Source organism: Robertkochia aurantiaca (assembly GCF_020166495.1).
In the GTDB taxonomy this organism is placed as follows: Bacteria; Bacteroidota; Bacteroidia; order Flavobacteriales; family Flavobacteriaceae; genus Robertkochia; species Robertkochia aurantiaca.
The window spans coordinates 407,907-427,651 of record NZ_JAINZS010000005.1 but is presented as its reverse complement, the minus strand read 5'-3'; the positions used below and the strand labels follow the sequence as shown (position 1 = coordinate 427,651).

The 19,745-nt window shown below is 39.3% G+C and carries 19 protein-coding genes; 1 reads left to right on the top strand and 18 read right to left on the bottom strand.

What is annotated here, in order from left to right; translation table 11 throughout:
* Positions 1-114 precede the first annotated feature (114 nt).
* From K7R10_RS10570 to K7R10_RS10495, 16 genes are all read right to left on the bottom strand, one after another.
* Complete coding sequence (locus K7R10_RS10570; protein ID WP_224484679.1) at positions 115-918, bottom strand: hypothetical protein; 804 nt, start codon at positions 916-918, stop codon at positions 115-117.
* 202 nt (positions 919-1,120) lie between these two features.
* Positions 1,121-1,333 (bottom strand): hypothetical protein, encoded by a 213-nt coding sequence (locus K7R10_RS10565; RefSeq protein WP_224484670.1) that lies wholly within the window; start codon positions 1,331-1,333, stop codon positions 1,121-1,123.
* Between the two features lie 932 nt (positions 1,334-2,265).
* Positions 2,266-2,952 (bottom strand): hypothetical protein, encoded by a 687-nt coding sequence (locus K7R10_RS10560; RefSeq protein WP_224484678.1) that lies wholly within the window; start codon positions 2,950-2,952, stop codon positions 2,266-2,268.
* A 234-nt stretch (positions 2,953-3,186) separates the two neighbouring features.
* On the bottom strand, positions 3,187-3,471 hold the full coding sequence (locus K7R10_RS10555) for a hypothetical protein (protein ID WP_224484677.1): 285 nt from the start codon (positions 3,469-3,471) through the stop codon (positions 3,187-3,189).
* A gap of 915 nt (positions 3,472-4,386) precedes the next feature.
* Positions 4,387-4,896 carry a hypothetical protein gene (locus tag K7R10_RS10550; protein ID WP_224484676.1) on the bottom strand — a complete coding sequence of 170 codons (510 nt, stop codon included), beginning with the start codon at positions 4,894-4,896 and terminating at the stop codon, positions 4,387-4,389.
* Between the two features lie 1,051 nt (positions 4,897-5,947).
* The gene (locus K7R10_RS10545; RefSeq protein WP_224484675.1) at positions 5,948-6,223 is read right to left on the bottom strand and encodes a hypothetical protein; all 276 of its coding nucleotides are present in this window, start codon (positions 6,221-6,223) and stop codon (positions 5,948-5,950) included.
* Between the two features lie 382 nt (positions 6,224-6,605).
* On the bottom strand, positions 6,606-7,067 hold the full coding sequence (locus tag K7R10_RS10540; protein WP_224484674.1) for a hypothetical protein: 462 nt from the start codon (positions 7,065-7,067) through the stop codon (positions 6,606-6,608).
* A 213-nt stretch (positions 7,068-7,280) separates the two neighbouring features.
* On the bottom strand, positions 7,281-8,060 hold the full coding sequence (locus K7R10_RS10535) for a hypothetical protein (RefSeq protein WP_224484673.1): 780 nt from the start codon (positions 8,058-8,060) through the stop codon (positions 7,281-7,283).
* A 181-nt stretch (positions 8,061-8,241) separates the two neighbouring features.
* The gene (locus K7R10_RS10530) at positions 8,242-8,544 is read right to left on the bottom strand and encodes a hypothetical protein (protein ID WP_224484672.1); all 303 of its coding nucleotides are present in this window, start codon (positions 8,542-8,544) and stop codon (positions 8,242-8,244) included.
* A 196-nt stretch (positions 8,545-8,740) separates the two neighbouring features.
* Positions 8,741-9,262, bottom strand: coding sequence for a TPM domain-containing protein (locus tag K7R10_RS10525; RefSeq protein WP_224484671.1), 522 nt, complete (start codon positions 9,260-9,262; stop codon positions 8,741-8,743).
* A 1,427-nt stretch (positions 9,263-10,689) separates the two neighbouring features.
* Entirely contained in the window at positions 10,690-10,902 is a 213-nt protein-coding gene (locus tag K7R10_RS10520; RefSeq protein WP_224484670.1) for a hypothetical protein, read from the bottom strand.
* Positions 10,903-11,409: 507 nt separating this feature from the next.
* Positions 11,410-11,802, bottom strand: a complete 393-nt coding sequence (locus K7R10_RS10515; protein ID WP_224484669.1) for a hypothetical protein — start codon at positions 11,800-11,802, stop codon at positions 11,410-11,412.
* 713 nt (positions 11,803-12,515) lie between these two features.
* On the bottom strand, positions 12,516-12,917 hold the full coding sequence (locus K7R10_RS10510) for a hypothetical protein (protein ID WP_224484668.1): 402 nt from the start codon (positions 12,915-12,917) through the stop codon (positions 12,516-12,518).
* Positions 12,918-14,046: 1,129 nt separating this feature from the next.
* On the bottom strand, positions 14,047-14,541 hold the full coding sequence (locus K7R10_RS10505) for a hypothetical protein (RefSeq protein WP_224484667.1): 495 nt from the start codon (positions 14,539-14,541) through the stop codon (positions 14,047-14,049).
* Between the two features lie 111 nt (positions 14,542-14,652).
* Positions 14,653-15,780 carry a tyrosine-type recombinase/integrase gene (locus K7R10_RS10500; RefSeq protein ID WP_224484666.1) on the bottom strand — a complete coding sequence of 376 codons (1,128 nt, stop codon included), beginning with the start codon at positions 15,778-15,780 and terminating at the stop codon, positions 14,653-14,655.
* A gap of 148 nt (positions 15,781-15,928) precedes the next feature.
* Entirely contained in the window at positions 15,929-17,164 is a 1,236-nt protein-coding gene (locus K7R10_RS10495; protein WP_224484665.1) for an MDR family MFS transporter, read from the bottom strand.
* Between the two features lie 139 nt (positions 17,165-17,303).
* On the opposite strand from K7R10_RS10495, the gene K7R10_RS10490 reads away from it, so the two are divergent.
* Complete coding sequence (locus K7R10_RS10490) at positions 17,304-17,966, top strand: DUF1684 domain-containing protein (protein ID WP_224484664.1); 663 nt, start codon at positions 17,304-17,306, stop codon at positions 17,964-17,966.
* Positions 17,967-18,020: 54 nt separating this feature from the next.
* On the opposite strand, the gene K7R10_RS10485 is transcribed toward K7R10_RS10490, so the two are convergent.
* Together K7R10_RS10485 and K7R10_RS10480 are read right to left on the bottom strand one after the other, a co-directional pair.
* Positions 18,021-19,268 (bottom strand): ammonium transporter, encoded by a 1,248-nt coding sequence (locus K7R10_RS10485; RefSeq protein WP_224484663.1) that lies wholly within the window; start codon positions 19,266-19,268, stop codon positions 18,021-18,023.
* Between the two features lie 10 nt (positions 19,269-19,278).
* Positions 19,279-19,617 carry a P-II family nitrogen regulator gene (locus K7R10_RS10480; RefSeq protein WP_224484662.1) on the bottom strand — a complete coding sequence of 113 codons (339 nt, stop codon included), beginning with the start codon at positions 19,615-19,617 and terminating at the stop codon, positions 19,279-19,281.
* Positions 19,618-19,745 lie beyond the last annotated feature (128 nt).

Sequence of the window (19,745 nt, the reverse complement as noted above, 5' to 3'; positions counted from 1 at the left end):
GGATCGAGCCACTGAGTTGTCAGGCTCATTTTAGTTAGGATTTTAAATATAAGTAATTAGTCTAAACTTGTACGAATCAAGCCATGGCTTATAGCCATTGTTACCACACGTTTTTTATTCCCAAAATTCATATTTAAAATATCTTGGCACGTATCCACTAATACTTTTCAAAAGTCCATTGTCAAAATATTTATACGTCAGTTGGTATTCGTTTATTCTATCATTCATAAATATTGAATAGGTTTCAGATCTTATTAATTGACCATTTTCGTTGAAGAAATTCCTAATGGTCTTGTCGTCTTGAAATTTTTCCAGATCCTTGTAGTCTTTGTAAGCGGTTGTATTAGGAATCCCGTTAATTGTATCAATCACTTTTTTAAGTTTTGGCTCAAGATAATATCCGTAGGATCTTTTCACGTAGAAGTTTTTGTCGTATTCTTTAGTCTTATGGTATAGAATTATAGAATCGTTTCTCCTTATTGTCAATGCTTCAAGAGGTTTATGACTAAACGATGTTTCATAGATAAAACTTCCCAAATTCTTTCTTGAAGAAATTAATTCCCCATTTGGATTGTATTTAAAAGTGATAGAATCTTGACCAATAGAGTCTACTATTTTAGTCAGCAAGTTTTTATTGTTATACTCAAAGAAATTGATCTTGTCTATAATTTTATACTTCCGAGTTCTCCGGTTATATGATGCGCTATATTTTCTTGATCGTATTCTTTTTCCAGTTCTGTCAAATTCGATGATTTCTGACAAGTCCTTTGGCGTATTCAGATAGACAAATATTTTTTTCACTTTTCGATGAACATAAATGCTATCCGGTTGCCATCTATTTTCAATTTGCCCAAATCCATGTAATGGAATAGAAATAAATATTACTATAAGAAATCTATTGACTTTATTTAATCTCATTTTCTTAAAATGTGTGGTAACGGTTGGTGTATGAGCAGTTGCGGGTGAGTGGATCAAGCTGCGTGGTGGCCTTTGGCGGCTGAAAGCTTGAGTCACTGGAACGCCAGGCTCAACTTTTACGATTGGTCTAATCTAGGGAATATTTTCGAAACTTGTAAGAACCAAGCAATGGCTTATACACGATGTTATGTGCTGTTCTATTTTATTTTTCTTTAAATATTTGTTCCAATAAGCTCTCAAGTTCAACTGCCTCTTTTTCAGATGTTATAAAGAACTTTAATCGATAGCTTTTGTTATCATGCTCAAAAGTAATCAAACCAGTGGGTAGCCAGCCATTTTTGAAGGTTACTATGTTAGAAATAATATTTCTGTACCATTTATTTGAATTTGGAATCTGCACTTTTCTGTTGGACATATCTTTAAAGTATAGATGCTTTGTAGTACTAGATTTTGGGAGCGTTATTTTCTCTTTATCAATACCAAGTATCAAGGATTTAGGTTTAAATCTGAAATAGGATAGAAAGATATATTCGGAGTAATGAAAGATAAGGATTAAGAGCATATAGGGTAAAGCCAATAGAAAAGGATTGACTTCTTCTGTACTAAAGTTTGAAGTCATACTCACTATATAAATGAAGAACCCAAAATAAAGCATCACAAATATTGCTATGTGAAGGAGAAGATAATTCTTAGGCAGATAAATTAGATTCATTTGGAGCAGAACGGATTACAAGAATTGCACATAACGGTTGGTGTATGAGCCGTTGCGGGTGAGTGGATCAAGCTGCGTGTTGGCCTTTGGCGGCTGGTAGCTTGAGCCACTGAAATGCCAGGCTCAACTTTTACGATTGGACTAATCTAAGGATTATTTTCGAAACTTGTAAGAACCGAGCAATGGCTTATACACGTTGTTACATACTGGTTTCACGATTGTATACTTCTCAGGTGTAAAGTCAAATTAGATTTATCAACTCTTTTATGCCTTAAAAAAGTTCTGATTTCACCCTACCCAAGAAGCTTTAAGAGAAATAGATGTTCAACTTGTATATAATTGGGTGGTAATACTTACCAATCGAAGCGTTTATGATCAAACCATGTATAAAGCTTTTGTTTTATTCTTGCTTTATGCCTCTATTGGGTACTTAAATATTGTAGAAGGCTAGGAAACTTGTATGTAACGGTTGGTGTATGAGCCGTTGCGGGTGGGTGGGTCAAGCTGAGCGTTGGCCTTTGGCGGTTGGTAGCTTGAGTCACTGAAACGCCAGGCTCAATTTTTACGATATGTCTAATCTAGGGAATATTTTCGAAACATGTAGGAATCTAGCAATGGCTTATACACGGTGTTGGCTATAGTTTTCTTTCGAATTCTTCTATGGAAAGGATAGACTCAACTTTGTAATTAACTTCTTTTCCGTTTTCCATATTTTTCATTGATATAAAGCCTATACCATCGCCGAAATAGGTTTTACCTGATAAATGGTTTTGTTGTAATACCGATTGATTACCAATGTCTTCGATTTTTATATCGGTTTCTACGATATACTTAATGCAAGCAACCTTTCTATTTCGAAATTCCACTTTTTCTTTCCCCACCATCTGAGCATCCGTTTTAATGGAAACGGAAATATTTTCCCCTGGACTATACGTTACCTCAGATGTTAATTGAGTGTCCTGTGGATTGAAAGACAGTACGTCAGGCTCTATTATATCCACAGCCATTAATTCTTTTTTACTGTTCAGTAATTCTTGTTTTTTTAAAAGCCATTTATCAGGCTTAATTACCATTACGTCTTTGCGGACAATATTCAGATCTTGATCGTATCGAATTAAAGTAATTTCTTTTCCATCTTTTTTAATCATGTCATAAATGATGGTTTTATCAGAGCCCGAACTAACAGAAATTTCTTTAACAAAACCTTCATCCAATAAGTTCATTGAGGGATTTGATTCTCTTAAGTCTTTTTCGGTAATTCTGTTAGTAGGAGAGGAGCAGCTAACGACAGATAGAAGTAAAAGGATAATCGTTTTGTTCATTTTTTTAAAATTATAGCCAACGGTCAGGCTATGAGCCGTGGTGGGTGAGTGGATCGAGCCGAGCGTTGGCCTTTACCTCCGGCCGGGCTCGAGCCACTGTGTTGCCAGGCTAATTTTAGTTCTGATTTTAAATATAGGTAAATAGTCGAAACTTGTACGAATCAAGCCATGGCTTATAGCCATTGTTAGCCTTAGTAAGTTCCTTTTTATGTCAATTTTTCGATTAATGATTCTTTAAATTATTCCAGTATAAATTTGATAAGCGTAATAAAAATTAATTGCTGTGCCTAATAGTGTTATTACCCATCTGTATTTGACAGTATATTTAAAAGAGATAAAATAGGCAATCAAGGTAAGTATACCGAAAAAAGTTGGAGATAACAGGTTTATAAATCCCGCTTGTGCTGCGGCATTAATACCCGGAGCGGACATTGTCCAATAGGTTAAACCTATTATTGTGATGATAACAACCACAACCGTAATTTCATAACTATTAATTTCTTCAATTATTTTTTTCATCCTTATTAAGGCTAACGGTTGGTGTATGAGCCGTTGCGGGTGAGTGGATCAAGCTGCGTGTTGGCCTTTGGCGGCTGGGAGCTTGAGCCACTGAATTGCCAGGCTCAACTTTTACGAATGGTCTAATCTAGGGATTATTTTCGAAACTTGTAAGAACCGAGCAATGGCTTATACACGATGTTATCTGTAGCTTTTGTCATTCAGACTGAAATTCTGCTTTAATTTTTTTAGAGTTTAATTTAAATATGATCCAAACAAAAAGGCTACATAAGCCAATGATGAGTATTAAGCTTAAAATCATAAACGCACGTGCAAATGAATCCAGATTTCGAATGTCAAATATTTCATTGAGTGAATAGAATGAAATAAAAGAATAAAAGTTATAAGCTACAGCTAGAGCTAGTAAGCCAATAATAGAAATTCGAGCCCAATTTTTTCTCTTCAATAAACCAATGGAACTGATGAAAGAATAGACTATTAAAACAAGCGTAATTGTGAGGATGAGACCGAAGTTTGAAAAGAAAAAATTTTCAAATGAAGTGTCTGAATTTAGTGAGGCTTCCGAGTTGAATTCATTTTTAATCAAGAAGTGATAAATTATATTTTGAATAACACTTATCAGTGAGGCAAATCCTGATAGCACAATGAATATCCAGGATAATACAGTAATAAAAGTAGATTTTTGCATCTATAGATTAGGTTTGTTTAAGTTACAGATAACGGTTGGTGTATGAGCCGTTGCGGGTGAGTGGATCAAGCTGTGTGGTGGCCTTTGGCGGTTGGTAGCTTGAGCCCCTGAAACGCCAGGCTCAACATTTACGATTGGTCTAATGTAATGAAAATATTCTAAGCTTGTAGGAATCAAGCTATGGCTTATACACGTTGTTAGCGGTAGGTTTCACTTTAAGCTTATAATCATGGTTTTATTTTCATTCGGCCAGAATATAAAAGTTTTAGGTAGTTGATAAAGCCATGGTTTTTATTCTTAACCTCTTCCAAATCTATCCCAGCCATTAGTTCATTAAAATTGGAATAAAATTGGCCGTTAATTTTTCCCGCAGTTCTCCATTCTTTGTCGATTAAATAAAGCGAAGTAGTTTCTCCTGATAGGCTGTATTCAGTTATTTTCATTACACCTACATAATTTTTGAGATTGATTGTTTTACCAAATGGGGCTAGAATTGAGAACCAAATCAATTTTTGACTGTTCATATGGACTTTGATGTATTTAAATTCTTTTAAAACACCTAGAATTATGAGGAAAATTAAAAGGAAGAATAGACTAATCAATGAAGTTGTTATGTCAATTTCTTCATAAATCAAAGAGTAAATTCTTTCAGCTAACCCGAGATAGAAAATTATTAGTAAAACTACCATTAATAAAAACCATGGGATGTATTGGAGTTTGAATTTGCTCTTGATCATGCTCTTCGAAATTACCGCTAACGGTTGGTGTATGAGCCGTTGCGGGTGAGTGGATCAAGCTGTGTGGTGGCCTTTGGCGGCTGAAAGCTTGAGCCACTGAAACGCCAGGCTCAACTTTAACGATTTGTCTAATCTAGGGAATATTTTCGAAACTTGTAGGATTTAAGCTATGGCTTATACACGTTGTTACATACTGGTTTCACGATTGTATACTTCTCAGGTGTAAAGTCAAATTAGATTTATCAACTCTTTTATGCCTTTAAAAAAGTTCTGATTTCACCCTACCCAAGAAGCTTTAAGAGGAATAGATGTTCAACTTGTATATAATTGGATGGTAATACTTACCAATCGAAGCGTTTATGATCAAACCATCTATAAAGCTTTTGTTTTATTCTTGCTTTATGCATCTATTGGGTACTTAAATATTGTAGAAGGCTAGGAAACTTGTATGTAACGGTTGGTGTATGAGCCGTTGCGGGTGAGTGGATCAAGCTGGTGGTGGCCTTTGGCGGCTGGGAGCTTGAGCCACTGAATTGCCAGGCTCAACTTTTTACGATTGGTCTAATCTAGGGAATATTTTCGAAACTTGTAAGAGCCGAGCAATGGCTTATACACGTTGTTACATACTGGTTTCACGATTGTATACTTCTCAGGTGTAAAGTCAAATTAGATTTATCAACTCTTTTATGCCTTTAAAAAGTTCTGATTTCACCCTGCCCAAGAAGCTTTAAGAGAAATAGATGTTCAACTTGTATATTATTGGGTGGTAATACTTACCAATCGAAGCGTTTATGATCGAACCATGTATAAAGCTTTTGTTTTATTCTTGCTTTATGCATTTATTGAGTACTTAAATATTGTAGAAGGCTAGGAAACTTGTATGTAACGGTTGGTGTATGAGCCGTTGCGGGTGGGTGGATCAAGCTGTGTGGTGGCCTTTGGCGGTTGGTAGCTTGAGCCACTGGAACGCCAGGCTCAATTTTTACGTTTGGTCTAATGTAATGAAAATATTCTAAGCTTGTAGGAATCTAGCTATGGCTTATACACGTTGTTAGCCAACGTTTATTTTTATAATGGCCAAGAGCAGGATTAAAATTACAATCGAAGCGAAGATGATTAATTTCTTGTTTTGAGCCTTTCTTTCTTTAATTGACTTTTCAATTATTTGTTTTGCTTTTTCTGGATCTTTGATGGGGTAGGTACCACCTTGAATTAAATTTTTATTAGATCTTGCCCTTGAAAGCTTTTCTCTGCTCTTGGTGATTAAACTACGGTTTTGTTTGGTGCGATTCATTGCATCGCGGGAAAATCCAGCTCCTCCTGTCATGATTTTTCTAAATGGTGGCTAACGGTTGGTGTATGAGCCGTTGCGGGTGGGTGGATCAAGCTGCGTGGTGGCCTTTGGCGGCTGGTAGCTTGAGCCACTGGAACGGCAGGCTCATCTTTTACGGCGTGTCTAATCTAGGGAATATTTTCGAAATTTTTAGGTACCGAGCAATGGCTTATACACGTTGTTGTAATGCGTTTTTATTTTTGCCAAATCTTACGGAAAATCAAACCCGCAGTTAAAATGGGTAATGCAATGCACCATAACCATTCAAGACTATTATTAAAAGCAGAATGAGACTTATGAAAAGTACAATCTTAATAAAGATTTTAAGGCCAGCTCTCAGCATTGAATATTCCTCTTTTATTCCTTAATAAATTTTTCAATTCTGGACATTGTTGTTGTATTCTTTAAGGTAGATTCTGAGCTTTTTGAAAAGTCCTTTTTCCTGAATTCGATAAACCCACCAAAACCATAAAAGTCCAAGAGGGAAAAGTGCAAAAGTCCATGCGGGCCACGATTCATTTGAAAAAAGTCCAATCGCTATAAGTATTATTGAATTGACTAAGAAAAAATACAATTCGATTCGGATTTTTGTCCACATCTCCACAATTGTTTTTCCGTTTTCCAGTTCAGTCATCTTAGCAAACCCTTTTATTCCCTCAACGGGAAAGTAGTTTACGATTAGTGTTCCAAGAGAAGATTCTGATATAAACTTGAATGTCGAATCATCAATCCATTCCAAACGAAATCCACGGTCTCTTTTAATCCGAATCAATTCTTTCAACTCAGATTTAGTTCCATTAAATTCCAGAGAATCTTTAAGAATTAATTTATCCAGCAAATTCAGTTTGGTTTAAATGCATTACAACGGTCTAGCTATGAAGCGTTGTGTGAGGTTGTTGTGAGCCTGTGGCGTTGGCCTTTACCTCTGGCTGGGCTCAGAACAACACTGAATACGGTACGCTTCATGTTAGTTCTTCGACGCTCAATTTAAGAATATTTTCTAAACGGTGTAGGATGCAGCAATGCTTTATAGCTGTTGTTAGCAGTAGTTTTACGTATGAATGATTATTTTATTTTGTTTAATCTGAATGTGACCTTCTCTATTTTGGTTTTCAAAAAGAATATATTTTTCACCGTTATTACTCTCAAGTACATCGTATCTGAAATCTTTATTATCAAACAGAGTATGTATTGATTGAAAAGTTTCATTCTTTATTTCTGCCAGTTGAATCTTTTTATTCCTTAAAATAATATGGTATAAACTATTTTTATAAATGAAAGAAGTGATCACTCTGGTTTCGCTGGCATAAATAATTCTTCTTGTTCCCTTTTTTGATTTAGATTCAAGATCACCAGGGAAATATCTAGGAATATTTGAATCTAATTCAATTGAATCAAGTTCTAAATCTTCATCAATAAAATAAACTGGATTTCTAGGAGAGGGCTTTTTGAAGACTTCCATATCTTCTGGGTCTTTAATTTCAAATATCTCTGAGCTCCAATCTAGGTTCCAATTCACCGCAGTCACATAATAATTTTGGTTTAGTTTATTGATTTCTCTTGGATAGAGCTGACTTTCACAGGAATATGTTATTCCAGTTTCTTTATTTTTAAACCACAGTGATGAGCCCCATTCGCCAGAATTTGTTCTTTTTACCGTATAGTTTTCATCTTCAAAAAAGGGAGCATTTTTTACTTTAGAATATTCTTCTTTTAAACTGAGATTACTCTTTTTCTTCTTTTCTGTGGAGATTTTAAATTCAGGTTCAACTTGAAAGATACCGAAACTAAGACACAAGAAGAGTAAGATGAAAGTTGTGGATATGTTCATTTAAAATTACTGCTAACGGTTGGTGTATGAGCCGTTGCGGGTGGGTGGATCAAGCTGCGTGGTGGCCTTTGGCGGTTGGAAGCTTGAGCCACTGAAACGCCAGGCTCAACTTTTACGATTTGTCTAATCTAAGGAATATTTTCGAAACTTGTAAGAACCAAGCAATGGCTTATACACGATGTTAGGCATAGTTTTGAATATTCTTTTCTATTTGATTCAAAATGTAAATTATCGTATTTCCTTTATTTGATGCATTGGAGTAAAGCTTTTTACCGGTTTCTGTTAGGCCATATTTATTTTGATTACCCGTTATCAGCTTTTTATCAATTAGCCAATTTATAGAAGATTGCATTTCTTCTTGGGTAGGGATGGAATGATTAATATAATCTGCAGCATCGGAAATAGCTTTGACATTTGCCAGCTCAATTTTAGAGGAAAATGCGATTGCTAAAAAGATCCATGATTTTGTTTGTAAATCAGCCATTACAAATTATGCCTAACGGTCGGTGTATGAGCCGTTGTGGGTGAGTGGATCAAGCTGCGAGCGGGCCTTTACCTCTGGCCGAGCTTGAGCCACTGTAATGCCAGGCTCAACTTTTGCGATTGGTCTAATCTAGGGAATATTTTCGAAACTTGTAAGAACCGAGCAATGGCTTATACACGATGTTGTACACTGTACTTTAGGTCCATTTTTTTATTAACTCATTTAAACCAAGAAGGACTCCATCATAATAATTTTGATTTTTGAATTCAGGAATCATGTACTCATCAATAACTTTTTTACAAAATTCGTCAGACAAAAAAAGTTCTCTTGTTCTATCAGTTGTTGTTATTCTTATTCTTTTTAAGCTCTTGCTTAAAACCACGGTAAGGCCATTCCCGTTATTGTTACTACCAACTTTCCAGTTATCAGAAAGTTCAATTGCAAATTGGTTAAATTCCAAATCTTTTGGGATTGAATCTATTGTAATAACCGCAATGTCATGGTTCATTGTAGTTTTATAATACTCAAGTAAATTTTCCAGAAATTGAATTTCTTTCTTGGTAAAAATTTCTTCAAAATCGTTAACGTAACCAATTTGCTTTGGAAACTTACCCTTACTTAATTCTAATTCTTGCAGTCCAATTTGAGTTTCCAAATTGGAACTCTTACAGGAAACTAAAATTAAAACTACAATTATAATTACTTTACGGAATGTCATTTTCGTATAGTGTACAACGGTCTAGCTATGAAGCGTTGTGTGAGGTTGTTCTGAGCCTGTGGCGTGGGCCTTTACCTCTGGCGAGGCTCAGAAGAACAGTGAATACGGGACGCTTCATGTTAGTTCTTCGACGTTCAATTTAAGAATATTTTCTAAACGGTGTAGGATGTAGCAATGCTTTATAGCTCTTTGTTATGTGGCGTGCCTTTTTCATGGCTGCATGGCCCAGGCCATGGCAAACACACCGCCGCAAAGCGACAAATTTTCTCCAGCAAGAGTGAGGTCGCTTTGGGGACTTATTGCTGCAGGGCAGGGGAGGCCTTGGCCATTTTCGGAACACCTGTTAAACATCGATACCCTTTAGGCGACCAAAAAAAAAGTCCTGGAGGGACTATTTCTTTACATGACACATAACGGTTGGTGTATGAGCGGTTGCGGGTGGGTGGATCAAGCTGCGTGGTGGCCTTTGGCGGCTGGTAGCTTGAGCCACTGAAACGCCAGGCTCAACATTTACGATTGGTCTAATCTAAGGATTATTTTCGAAATTTGTAAGAGCCGAGCAATGGCTTATACACGTTGTTACATACTGGTTTCACGATTGTATACTTCTCAGGTGTAAAGTCAAATTAGATTTATCAACTCTTTTATGTCTTTAAAAAAGTTCTGATTTCATCCTACCCAAGAAGCTTTAAGAGGAATAGATGTTCAACTTGTATATAATTGGATGGTAATACTTACCAATCGAAGCGTTTATGATCAAACCATCTATAAAGCTTTTGTTTTATTCTTGCTTTATGCATCTATTGGGTACTTAAATATTGTAGAAGGCTAGGAAACTTGTATGTAACGGTCTAGCTATGAAGCGTTGTGTGAGGTTGTTCTGAGCCTGTGGCGTTGGCCTTTACCTCTGGCTGGGCTCAGAACAACACTGAAAACGGGACGCTTCATTTTAGTTCTTCGACGCTCAATTTAAGAATATTTTCTAAACCTTGTAGGATGCAGCAATGCTTTATAGCTTTTTGTTATGTGGCGTGCCTTTTTCATGGCTGCATGGCCCAGGCCGTAGCAAACACACCGCCGCAAAGCGACATTTTTTACTAGAGAAGGAGTGAGGTCGCTTTGGGGACTTATTGCTGCAGGGCAGGGGAGGCCTTGGCCATTTTCAGGATGACTTTTAAACATCGATACCCTTTAGGCGACCAAAAACAAAATCCCGGAGGGACTATTTCTTTGCATGACACATAACGGTTGGTGTATGAGCCGTTGCGGGTGAGTGGATCAAGCTGCGTGGTGGCCTTTGGCGGCTGAAAGCTTGAGCCACTGGAACGCCAGGCTCAACTTTTACGATTGGTCTAATCTAGGGAATATTTTCGAAACTTGTAAGAGCCAAGCAATGGCTTATACACGATGTTATGTGCTGTTCTATTTTATTTTTCTTTAAATATTTGTTCCAATAAGCTCTCAAGTTCAACTGCCTCTTTTTCAGATGTTATAAAGAACTTTAATCGATAGCTTTTGTTATCATGCTCAAAAGTAATCAAACCAGTGGGTAGCCAGCCATTTTTGAAGGTTACTATGTTAGAAATAATATTTCTGTACCATTTATTTGAATTTGGAATCTGCACTTTTCTGTTGGACATATCTTTAAAGTATAGATGCTTTGTAGTACTAGATTTTGGGAGCGTTATTTTCTCTTTATCAATACCAAGTATCAAGGATTTAGGTTTAAATCTGAAATAGGATAGAAAGATATATTCGGAGTAATGAAAGATAAGGATTAAGAGCATATAGGGTAAAGCCAATAGAAAAGGATTGACTTCTTCTGTACTAAAGTTTGAAGTCATACTCACTATATAAATGAAGAACCCAAAATAAAGCATCACAAATATTGCTATGTGAAGGAGACGATAATTCTTAGGCAGATAAATTAGATTCATTTGGAGCAGAACGGATTACAAGAATTGCACATAACGGTAGGTGTATGAGCCGTTGCGGGTGAGTGGATCAAGCTGTGTGGTGGCCTTTGGCGGCTGGAAGCTTGAGCCACTGGAACCCCAGGCTCAACTTTTACGATTGGTCTAATGTAATGAAAATATTCTAAGCTTGTAGGAATCTAGCAATGGCTTATACACGTTGTTGTAAAGCGTTCATTCTTTACTTTTTAAAATAATTAAGCCATTTTTTGCTCTGGTTCCATACAGCGCCATGGCTATTGTATCATTTTTAAGGTAAACTCTTTTAACATCGACATTTGAAAGATTATACTTGTTCAATTCTTTCAGTTCAATACTATTTGAATCAAGTAAAATTAAAGTCATTGGATTCGGCGGGAGAGAACTAACTGTTGGAGGCATTCCATTACGCTCTTCCGGATCCCATTTATGGATAGGAATTTTGTTTGTAGTTGAATCAACTTCATATCCAATTTGATATTTTAATATTGAATCCACTTTAACCATTAAATCAGATTTTTCAGTATTCGATTGACCTGAAAGACTATGCACAGATATTAGTGAAATTAATATGATTAAGACTCTCATTTTTTTTAGGAATGCTTTACAACGGTTGGTGTATGAGCCGTTGCGGGTGAGTGGATCAAGCTGCGTGGTGGCCTTTAGTGGCTGGGAGCTTGAGCCACTGAAACGCCAGGCTCAACTTTTACGATTTGTCTAATCTAGGGAATATTTTCGAAACATGTAGGGATCTAGCAATGGCTTATACACGTTGTTGTGTGCTGGCTTTGTATTTTTTAATGTCGTGCTTCATGACATTGTTTGCAAATGGATACTAGCCATTTAATGGGTTCCCTTCCGATATTACGTTTGGCATATCTCTTATGATGGATTTGCGTAGCCCTCGCTCCGCAGTATACGCATTTGTAGTTGTCTCGCTTTAATACCACATGTCTTTTCCTTTTCCAATCGTTAGATTTAAGGTAGACATTCCTATAGTAATTTCTGCGGTGTTTTCGCTTTGCTTCAAAAATTAGACGCTTAAGGCCGAACTTAGCTAAGAATAGAATTCCTAAGATTATGATTAATTCCATTTCTAACATGGATTAGCTTGCTCACAACGGTAAGGCTATGAGCCGTGGTGGGTGAGTGGATCGAGCCGAGCGTTGGCCTTTACCTCTGGCCGGGCTCGAGCCACCGTGTTGCCGGGCTCATATTAGTTGTGGATTTAAATATAGGAAAATAGTCGAAACTTGTAAGAACCAATCCATGGCTTATAGCCATTGTTAGCCACAGTACTTTTAAATTTCTGGTCTTAAAATATCTATATGAGATTTCGAATTATGTATTTCTCCAATCCATTTCATTGTAAACTCATCTGCCTCTAATTCGTTTACTCTGTCTAAAACAAACTCTTTTAATTCCTTTAATTCCATGGTTTTTGTTGTAGGGGTGAAGATTATTTCCCCTTTTTTGGAGCCTGGCAGAAAGGATAATATTGATTTCCAAAAGCCACCAATTGGATTTAATCGATTTGCAACAAAAATATTCCCGTTAGAATCACAGTATCGTTGATTTAGAAAGTAAGTTTTTAAAACCTTTTTATTGTTTGTATAGTAGTACGGATCTTCTAGGATAAAGGTTAAAACATCCTCAAAATCTTGCCAGTTATTATTTGAAATATTTATAATTGGGTATTTCATTTTTTATAATTGTGGCTAACGGTTGGTGTATGAGCCGTTGCGGGTGAGTGGATCAAGCTGCGTGGTGGCCTTTTGCGGTTGGTAGCTTGAGCCACTGAAACGCCAGGCTCAATTTTTACGATTTGTCTAATCTAGGGAATATTTTCGAAACTTGTAAGAACTGAGCAATGGCTTATACACGTTGTTACATACTGGTTTCACGATTGTATACTTCTCAGGTGTAAAGTCAAATTAGATTTATCAACTCTTTTATGCCTTAAAAAAGTTCTGATTTCACCCTACCCAGGAAGCTTTAAGAGAAATAGATGTTCAACTTGTATATAATTGGGTGGTAATACTTACCAATCGAAGCGTTTATGATCAAACCATGTATAAAGCTTTTGTTTTATTCTTGCTTTATGCCTCTATTGGGTACTTAAATATTGTAGAAGGCTAGGAAACTTGTATGTAACGGTTGGTGTATGAGCCGTTGCGGGTAGGTGGATCAAGCTGTGTGTTGGCCTTTGGCGGCTGGTAGCTTGAGCCACTGGATCGTCAGGCTCAATTTTTACGATTTGTCTAATCTAGGGAATATTTTCGAAACTTGTAGGAGGGAAGCAATGGCTTATACACGTTGTTGGCAGCTGTGTGTTTTTTTAAGGAATTGTTAGAATTAGATAAAGCCAAATTGTAGACCAACAAATACCAATTGAGTTTATGATTAAGAAATCTAAGCTTTGACTTAAACTCTGCTTGAATGACAGTAGAGCAGGAATTATAAAAATAATTATAGAAAGTGAAATAGGAACGAACAATAGACCAGTTCCCATCGGCCCTCCACCTTGCCATAGAGTGATTATCGTGGTTGGTATAAAATAAATATTAATTAAAATTAATAATCCAGAAATTATTCGGTTTGAAATTTTCATTTACGCGAATATCGTTTTCACATTGATGCCAACGGTAAGGCTATGCACTGGCGTGGGTAGCTGGCCTGGCCCGTGGCGTTGGCCTTTACCTCTGGCCGGGGCCAGGACAGCAAGTACGATAGCTTTAGTTTTTAATGCTGATCAAGATACAGAAAATAGTCTAATTCTTACAAGAGTCTAGCGCTTGTGTATAGCCGAAGTTGGCTACCGTTTTTCTTTTATTACTCTGTTACTTTCTTTAAATAATATTTTGTTTTATGCCTTCCGTTTTCATCATCATAATGATCAACCTTTTTAACTAATTTTCCGTTGTCAATTCTATATACAAATAGTTTGTTTGCATCAATGAGATATTTGTAATGGTAAGCAATCCCGTCTTCTTTTTTTAATTCATATGACTCGAATGCCTTTTTCTCAGTCCAAGTCAAGGCTTCTAAAATTGAGTCATTTATTATTGTATTTCTTGGTTCTATAAATCTTATGTACAAATTATTCTTTCTAATTTGATAGGTGCCGACTAACTCGACAGAGCCCGATAAATGAGTTGAGATTTTGAATGTACATGAGTCATTCTCTTTGAAATTCACTTCATAGGATGACAACCCAAATGGGGAAATATTGTTTTTATATTTACCAGTAATAAATTTATTCGAAGTACAGGAAGTGACTATTGTTAATACTAATAGCAGTAGATAATATATTTGTTTCTCTGTCATTTCAAATGGTAGCCAACTTGTTTATATGCAGATCAATATTGCTTATAGGCGGCTTCATCCGGTGGGGAATCAGCAGATCGCTATGTTGGTTTGATCCGGTAGCAATATAGATTAAATGTTCAATTTGTCAAAAGGATTCTGAACCTTTCGCAAACTGCTGCTGCTGACATGTGTGTAGATCATGGTGGTTTTCGGACTGTTATGCCCCAGTAATTCCTGTATTAACCGTATGTCTGTGCCGTTCTCCAGCAAATGCGTGGCGTAACTGTGCCGCAAGGTGTGCAGGGTTACCTGTTTCCGAATCGAAGTGCGCGAAAGTGCCTTGTTCAATACCGCCCGTGCACTCGAGGCGGAATAAGGCTGCCCCGGACTGCCTTCAAAAACGAATCGCTGCGGACAGTAGATTCCCATATAATGCTCCAGCATCACGATCGTTCTTGTGCTCAAGGGAAGAAACCGGTCCTTCGCTCCCTTGGCATGCCTGATATGCACAAAGCCCCGGCCGGTGTCGACATCAGGCAGCTCCAGGCTCAATGCTTCCCCGACCCGCAAACCGCAGGCATAGATGAGCGAGAGCAGGCTCCGGTGTTTTTCATTCCGAAGGCTTCGCAATAGTGACTGCACCTCCTGCATCGATAAAACCACTGGCAAACGTTTTGCCTTTCGCGGACGCTCCAGCTGTTCCATATACGTATCACTTCCCCCGAAAACACGGTGATAAAGCTTTAAAGCGCTGATCAGCTGGTTCTGGTATACCCGGCTGAAGCCCTGTTTCAAGATGTGCTCCCTGTTGAATGCTTCGAGATCGTCTGTAGTAAGCAGGGCAGGGTCCTTAGCGGGAAAATGACGCCAGTATACCCTTAAAAGACCTGTGTAGGTGTTGATGGTATTCCTGCTGTAACGCTGCTGCTCCATCCATTGTTCCAGCCTCCCCAGGTGTAAGTGGTCATCGCTGGGAATATCCTTTGGGTGGTCCGCTCTTAAAGGCGGCAGATTGACGGGGTCAGGAATTCCCCTGAAGGCCGAGTAATCCACATAATACCTCTGCTCCCGCAAATACCTGAATATGGCATCCATGTTGCGACTGGAAAAAGGAAGGGTGTACTCCTGATTTGCAGGATTAAAGAATATAAAAGGGAATCGTGAAAGAATATCCGACAGTTTCCTGTCACCATCTACCCTGATGCAGATATAAAGCTCTTCGCTCATCATCTTTCGTTCCAGAACAATCGTTTTCATTTCAGCAAAATACGATAAATAATAGAAAATATTCTACAACTGTATCTGATTCTTTTGATGTATTGCAGTAGGGAATATGTTATTGGTCACCACCTTTCAGTGAAAGTTACTCGTTATTTCAGCCGTGAGGGGCCATAACGTAAATATCTTACTGTGAGACAGCTTCAGGCGTGCTCAGTACTTTGTCTGATCGTTTTTGCACGACATACAATCTGATCAGCAGGGCGCAACACACCAGCCCCAGTATCGTGAGGGCGTACCATAAGTTGCGATATCCGAAGATACCCGCCGTCTGCATTCCGGCATTATGACCGAATACATGAGACAGTGAAAAGGCGATGCTGTACAGCGCCATATAGGCTCCCTGTTTGCCTCTCCGGGAGCGTTTCAATGCATAGGCGTTAGAGAAGGGAAATACGAGCATTTCACCAACCGACATCAGCAAAATACCTACGATCACCATACCTGTCCAGGTCGAAAGGTTCAGTACCAGAAAGCTCAGCAGGGTGAGAAGACATCCGATAGTGGTATTGATAAGGCCCGACCAGGGCTTGGTCTCGAAATAGCGTATCAGCGGCATCTCCAGAACAAAGATCAGCAGTCCGTTCAGGCCGAAAATGAGCCCGATGCTTCCTTCTCCCAGCAGGTGTATCTCTTTGTAATAAATTGGAATGGTCGAGAAATACTGTAAAAAGATAAAGCCGTAAAGTACCATGGCTGCAATGAAAAGCAGGTACTGACGATCTTTGTATGGGGAGATATTGGCTGCTTCATCATGCAGGTCGATAATACGGGCTTTTTTAGGGTTCAGCCTCCAAAGCAACAACAGCCCGGCTATACCACAGGTCAGACCATCGGTCCAGAACAAGCCACTGTAGCTCATCTGACTGATGATGAAACCGCCGGCTGCAGGACCAAAGGCAAATCCCAGGTTTATGGCCAGCCTGATAAGGGTTACCGAGCGCGTTTTATTTTCGGGTTTGCTGTAAGCGCTTAAGGCTACGAACACTGCAGGCCGAAACAGGTCTGCCATCAGCATGACCAGGAATATACCCCCTGCCAGCATCCAGAAGCCTTCTGCAAATTGTAAAAGCACGAACAACAGGCCCGAGCCCAGCAAGCTGACAACCATTACCTTGTAATACCCGATGCGGTCGGTTAATTTGCCGCCGAGCCACGATCCGATCAATGAACCGAGACCAAACGAAGTCATGATCCAGCCGACCTCCTTCAGGTCAAAACCCATGCTTTGGGTCAGGTAGAGCGACAGGAAAGGGATCACCATGGTGCCCGCACGGTTGATCAGCGTGATCCACGCCAGCCACCAAACCTCTGCCGATAACCCGGAGAAGGAGTGAATATAACTTTTGAAAAATGATTTCATAAGGTTCGATCTATACCCAATTCTCAGTCCTCAGTGGCCCGTTCAATAATTCCGGCTCATGTATCAGGAACGAATTCAGGAGCACGAATTTAGCTGAAAATCTGATATGTATTATTTTTGTCTTGAAAATTCAACGGCTTTGAAACAAATACCCTCTTTATGCCTTTCGGTTGTCTTATTTATTTTTCTTTTTGCCTGTAACGACGGGAAGCGCTATCATGATAAACAGACAGACCGTGCTGATCTCAATATGGAGAAGGGCACCTCTGCTCAAAGTGTTATGGAAAGAAGGAAGGAAAAGGATAAACGCTTTCGCGATCCGGCCCTGAGTCCACTGAAAACTGAAGATCTTTCTGATTTTGAAGGCTTGTCTTATTACGAAGTGGACTCTGCTTACATTGTTCCGGCAGTTTTTGAGAGAACGCCTGATACCGACCCTTTCTACATGCCCACAACTACCGACAGGTATTCGAGGGAAAAATTATACGGAAAACTTCATTTTCAATTACAAGGGAAAGACCTTACTCTCAACCTCTACCAGAACGAAGAGCTCAAAAATACCGAAGGCTACGAAAATTACCTGTTTCTGCCGTTTGCAGATCTTACCAATACCACCGAGACCTACGCCGGTGGAAGGTATCTCGATATGAGCATCCCGGAAGGGGATACGGTTATGCTTGATTTTAACAGGGCCTACAATCCGCTTTGTGTGTATAACGAAAAATTCTCATGCCCCCTGGTCCCGCAATCCAATATGTTGAATGTTGCTGTCGAAGCGGGAGAGAAGCGTTTTGAAAAATAAATGCAGCCCCGTTACGGAGCTGCATCTGCTTATAGTTGGAAAGGAAAAAATATCTTAGTGTTCTACGCTGAAGTCTGCATAGGCTTCCAATTCATGGTCATAGGCTTCCATGCCGTGTTCGTGGGTATCAAGCCCCTCAAGTTCTTCTTTTTTGCTGACCCTGATGCCCATGAGTTTTTTCAATGAGTAAATGATCACAAAAGAACTGCTCAGGCAAAAGAATGCGTATACGGCTACGCCGCCGAGTTGCGCCAGAAATTGCTCCCAACCGGCCAGGCTTCCGAAGATACCTACAGCCAGGGTTCCCCAGATCCCGCAAAATAAGTGAACGGCTACCGCCCCTACAGGATCATCGAGTTTAATTCTGTCGATCAGTGTCACCCCGAGAACCACGATTCCTCCGGCTACGGCACCAACAGCTATGGCATCGACAGGTGACATTACATCGGCACCGGCAGTAATACCTACCAGCCCGGCGAGTATTCCGTTGAGAAACATGGTTAGATCCATATTTTTATATATCACCGTAGAAACTATAGAAGCGGTTACGCCTCCTGCCGCAGCAGCAAGACAGGTGGTTACCAGTACCAGGGAAGTGGCTGCAGGGTCTGCTGAAAGTACCGACCCGCCATTAAAGCCGAACCACCCCAGCCAAAGAATGATCACCCCTGCCATGGCCAGGGGGATATTATGTCCGGGAATCGCTCCGGAAGAACCGTCTTCCTTGAACTTTCCGATTCGTGCTCCCAGGAGCGCGATGGCTACCAAAGCGGCCCATCCGCCAACCGAATGTACCAGTGTAGATCCGGCAAAGTCATAGAAGCCGAGATCTTGCAGAAACCCGCCTCCCCATTTCCAGGAACCTGCGATCGGGTAGACCAGCCCCACGTAGATAATGGTGAAGATCATAAAAGGCAATAACTTCATGCGTTCAGCCACAGCCCCGGAGACAATGGTTGCTGCCGTGGCGGCAAACATGCCCTGGAAAAGAAAATCGGTCCAGTAGGTATACCCGCTGTTGTATGAAAGGTCCAGGCTTCCGTTAGCCAATGGTGCTTCCAGCCCAAAACCGGCAAAACCGAGGAATCCGTTGAAAGAACCCGGATACATCAGGTTAAAGCCGATCAGAGCATACAGCAATAAACCCGAAGTGATAATGAATACGTTTTTGAAAAGAATGTTGATGGCATTCTTTTTTCGGGTAAGCCCGATTTCCAGAAAGGCAAACCCGAGGTGCATGAAAAATACCAGGCCGGTACAGATCATCATCCACACATTGTTCGTTGTTAAAATTGGATCCATGTTTTAATGTTTAATTCAGTGAAGTGGTTCCGGTTTCCCGTGTTCTGATACGGTAAGCTTCTTCGATAGGTGAGACAAAGATCTTTCCGTCTCCTACATTTCCGGTATGTGCTGCTTCCAGTATGGCTTCAATGGTCTTTTCAGCAAAGTCATCTGAGACCACTATCGACAGGTAACGGCGCTGAATATCGGCAGTACTGTAGCTAACCCCCCTGTAGACATGCCCCTTTTTTTCATTTCCGACGCCTGTCACATCCCAGTAACTAAAGAAATTCACCCCTATATGATGAAGAGCATCTCTGACCTCTTCAAACTTTGATTTTCTGATAATCGCTTCAATTTTTTTCATTTTAATATAGGTGTTATGGTTGTAAATCTACTTATTATTGAAATATACCCCAAAATTACATGGGTGCATCTGTTTATTTTTACTAATCTAGCAAATATACCCCTTGTTTTTAGGGGGTCATTGTGAAT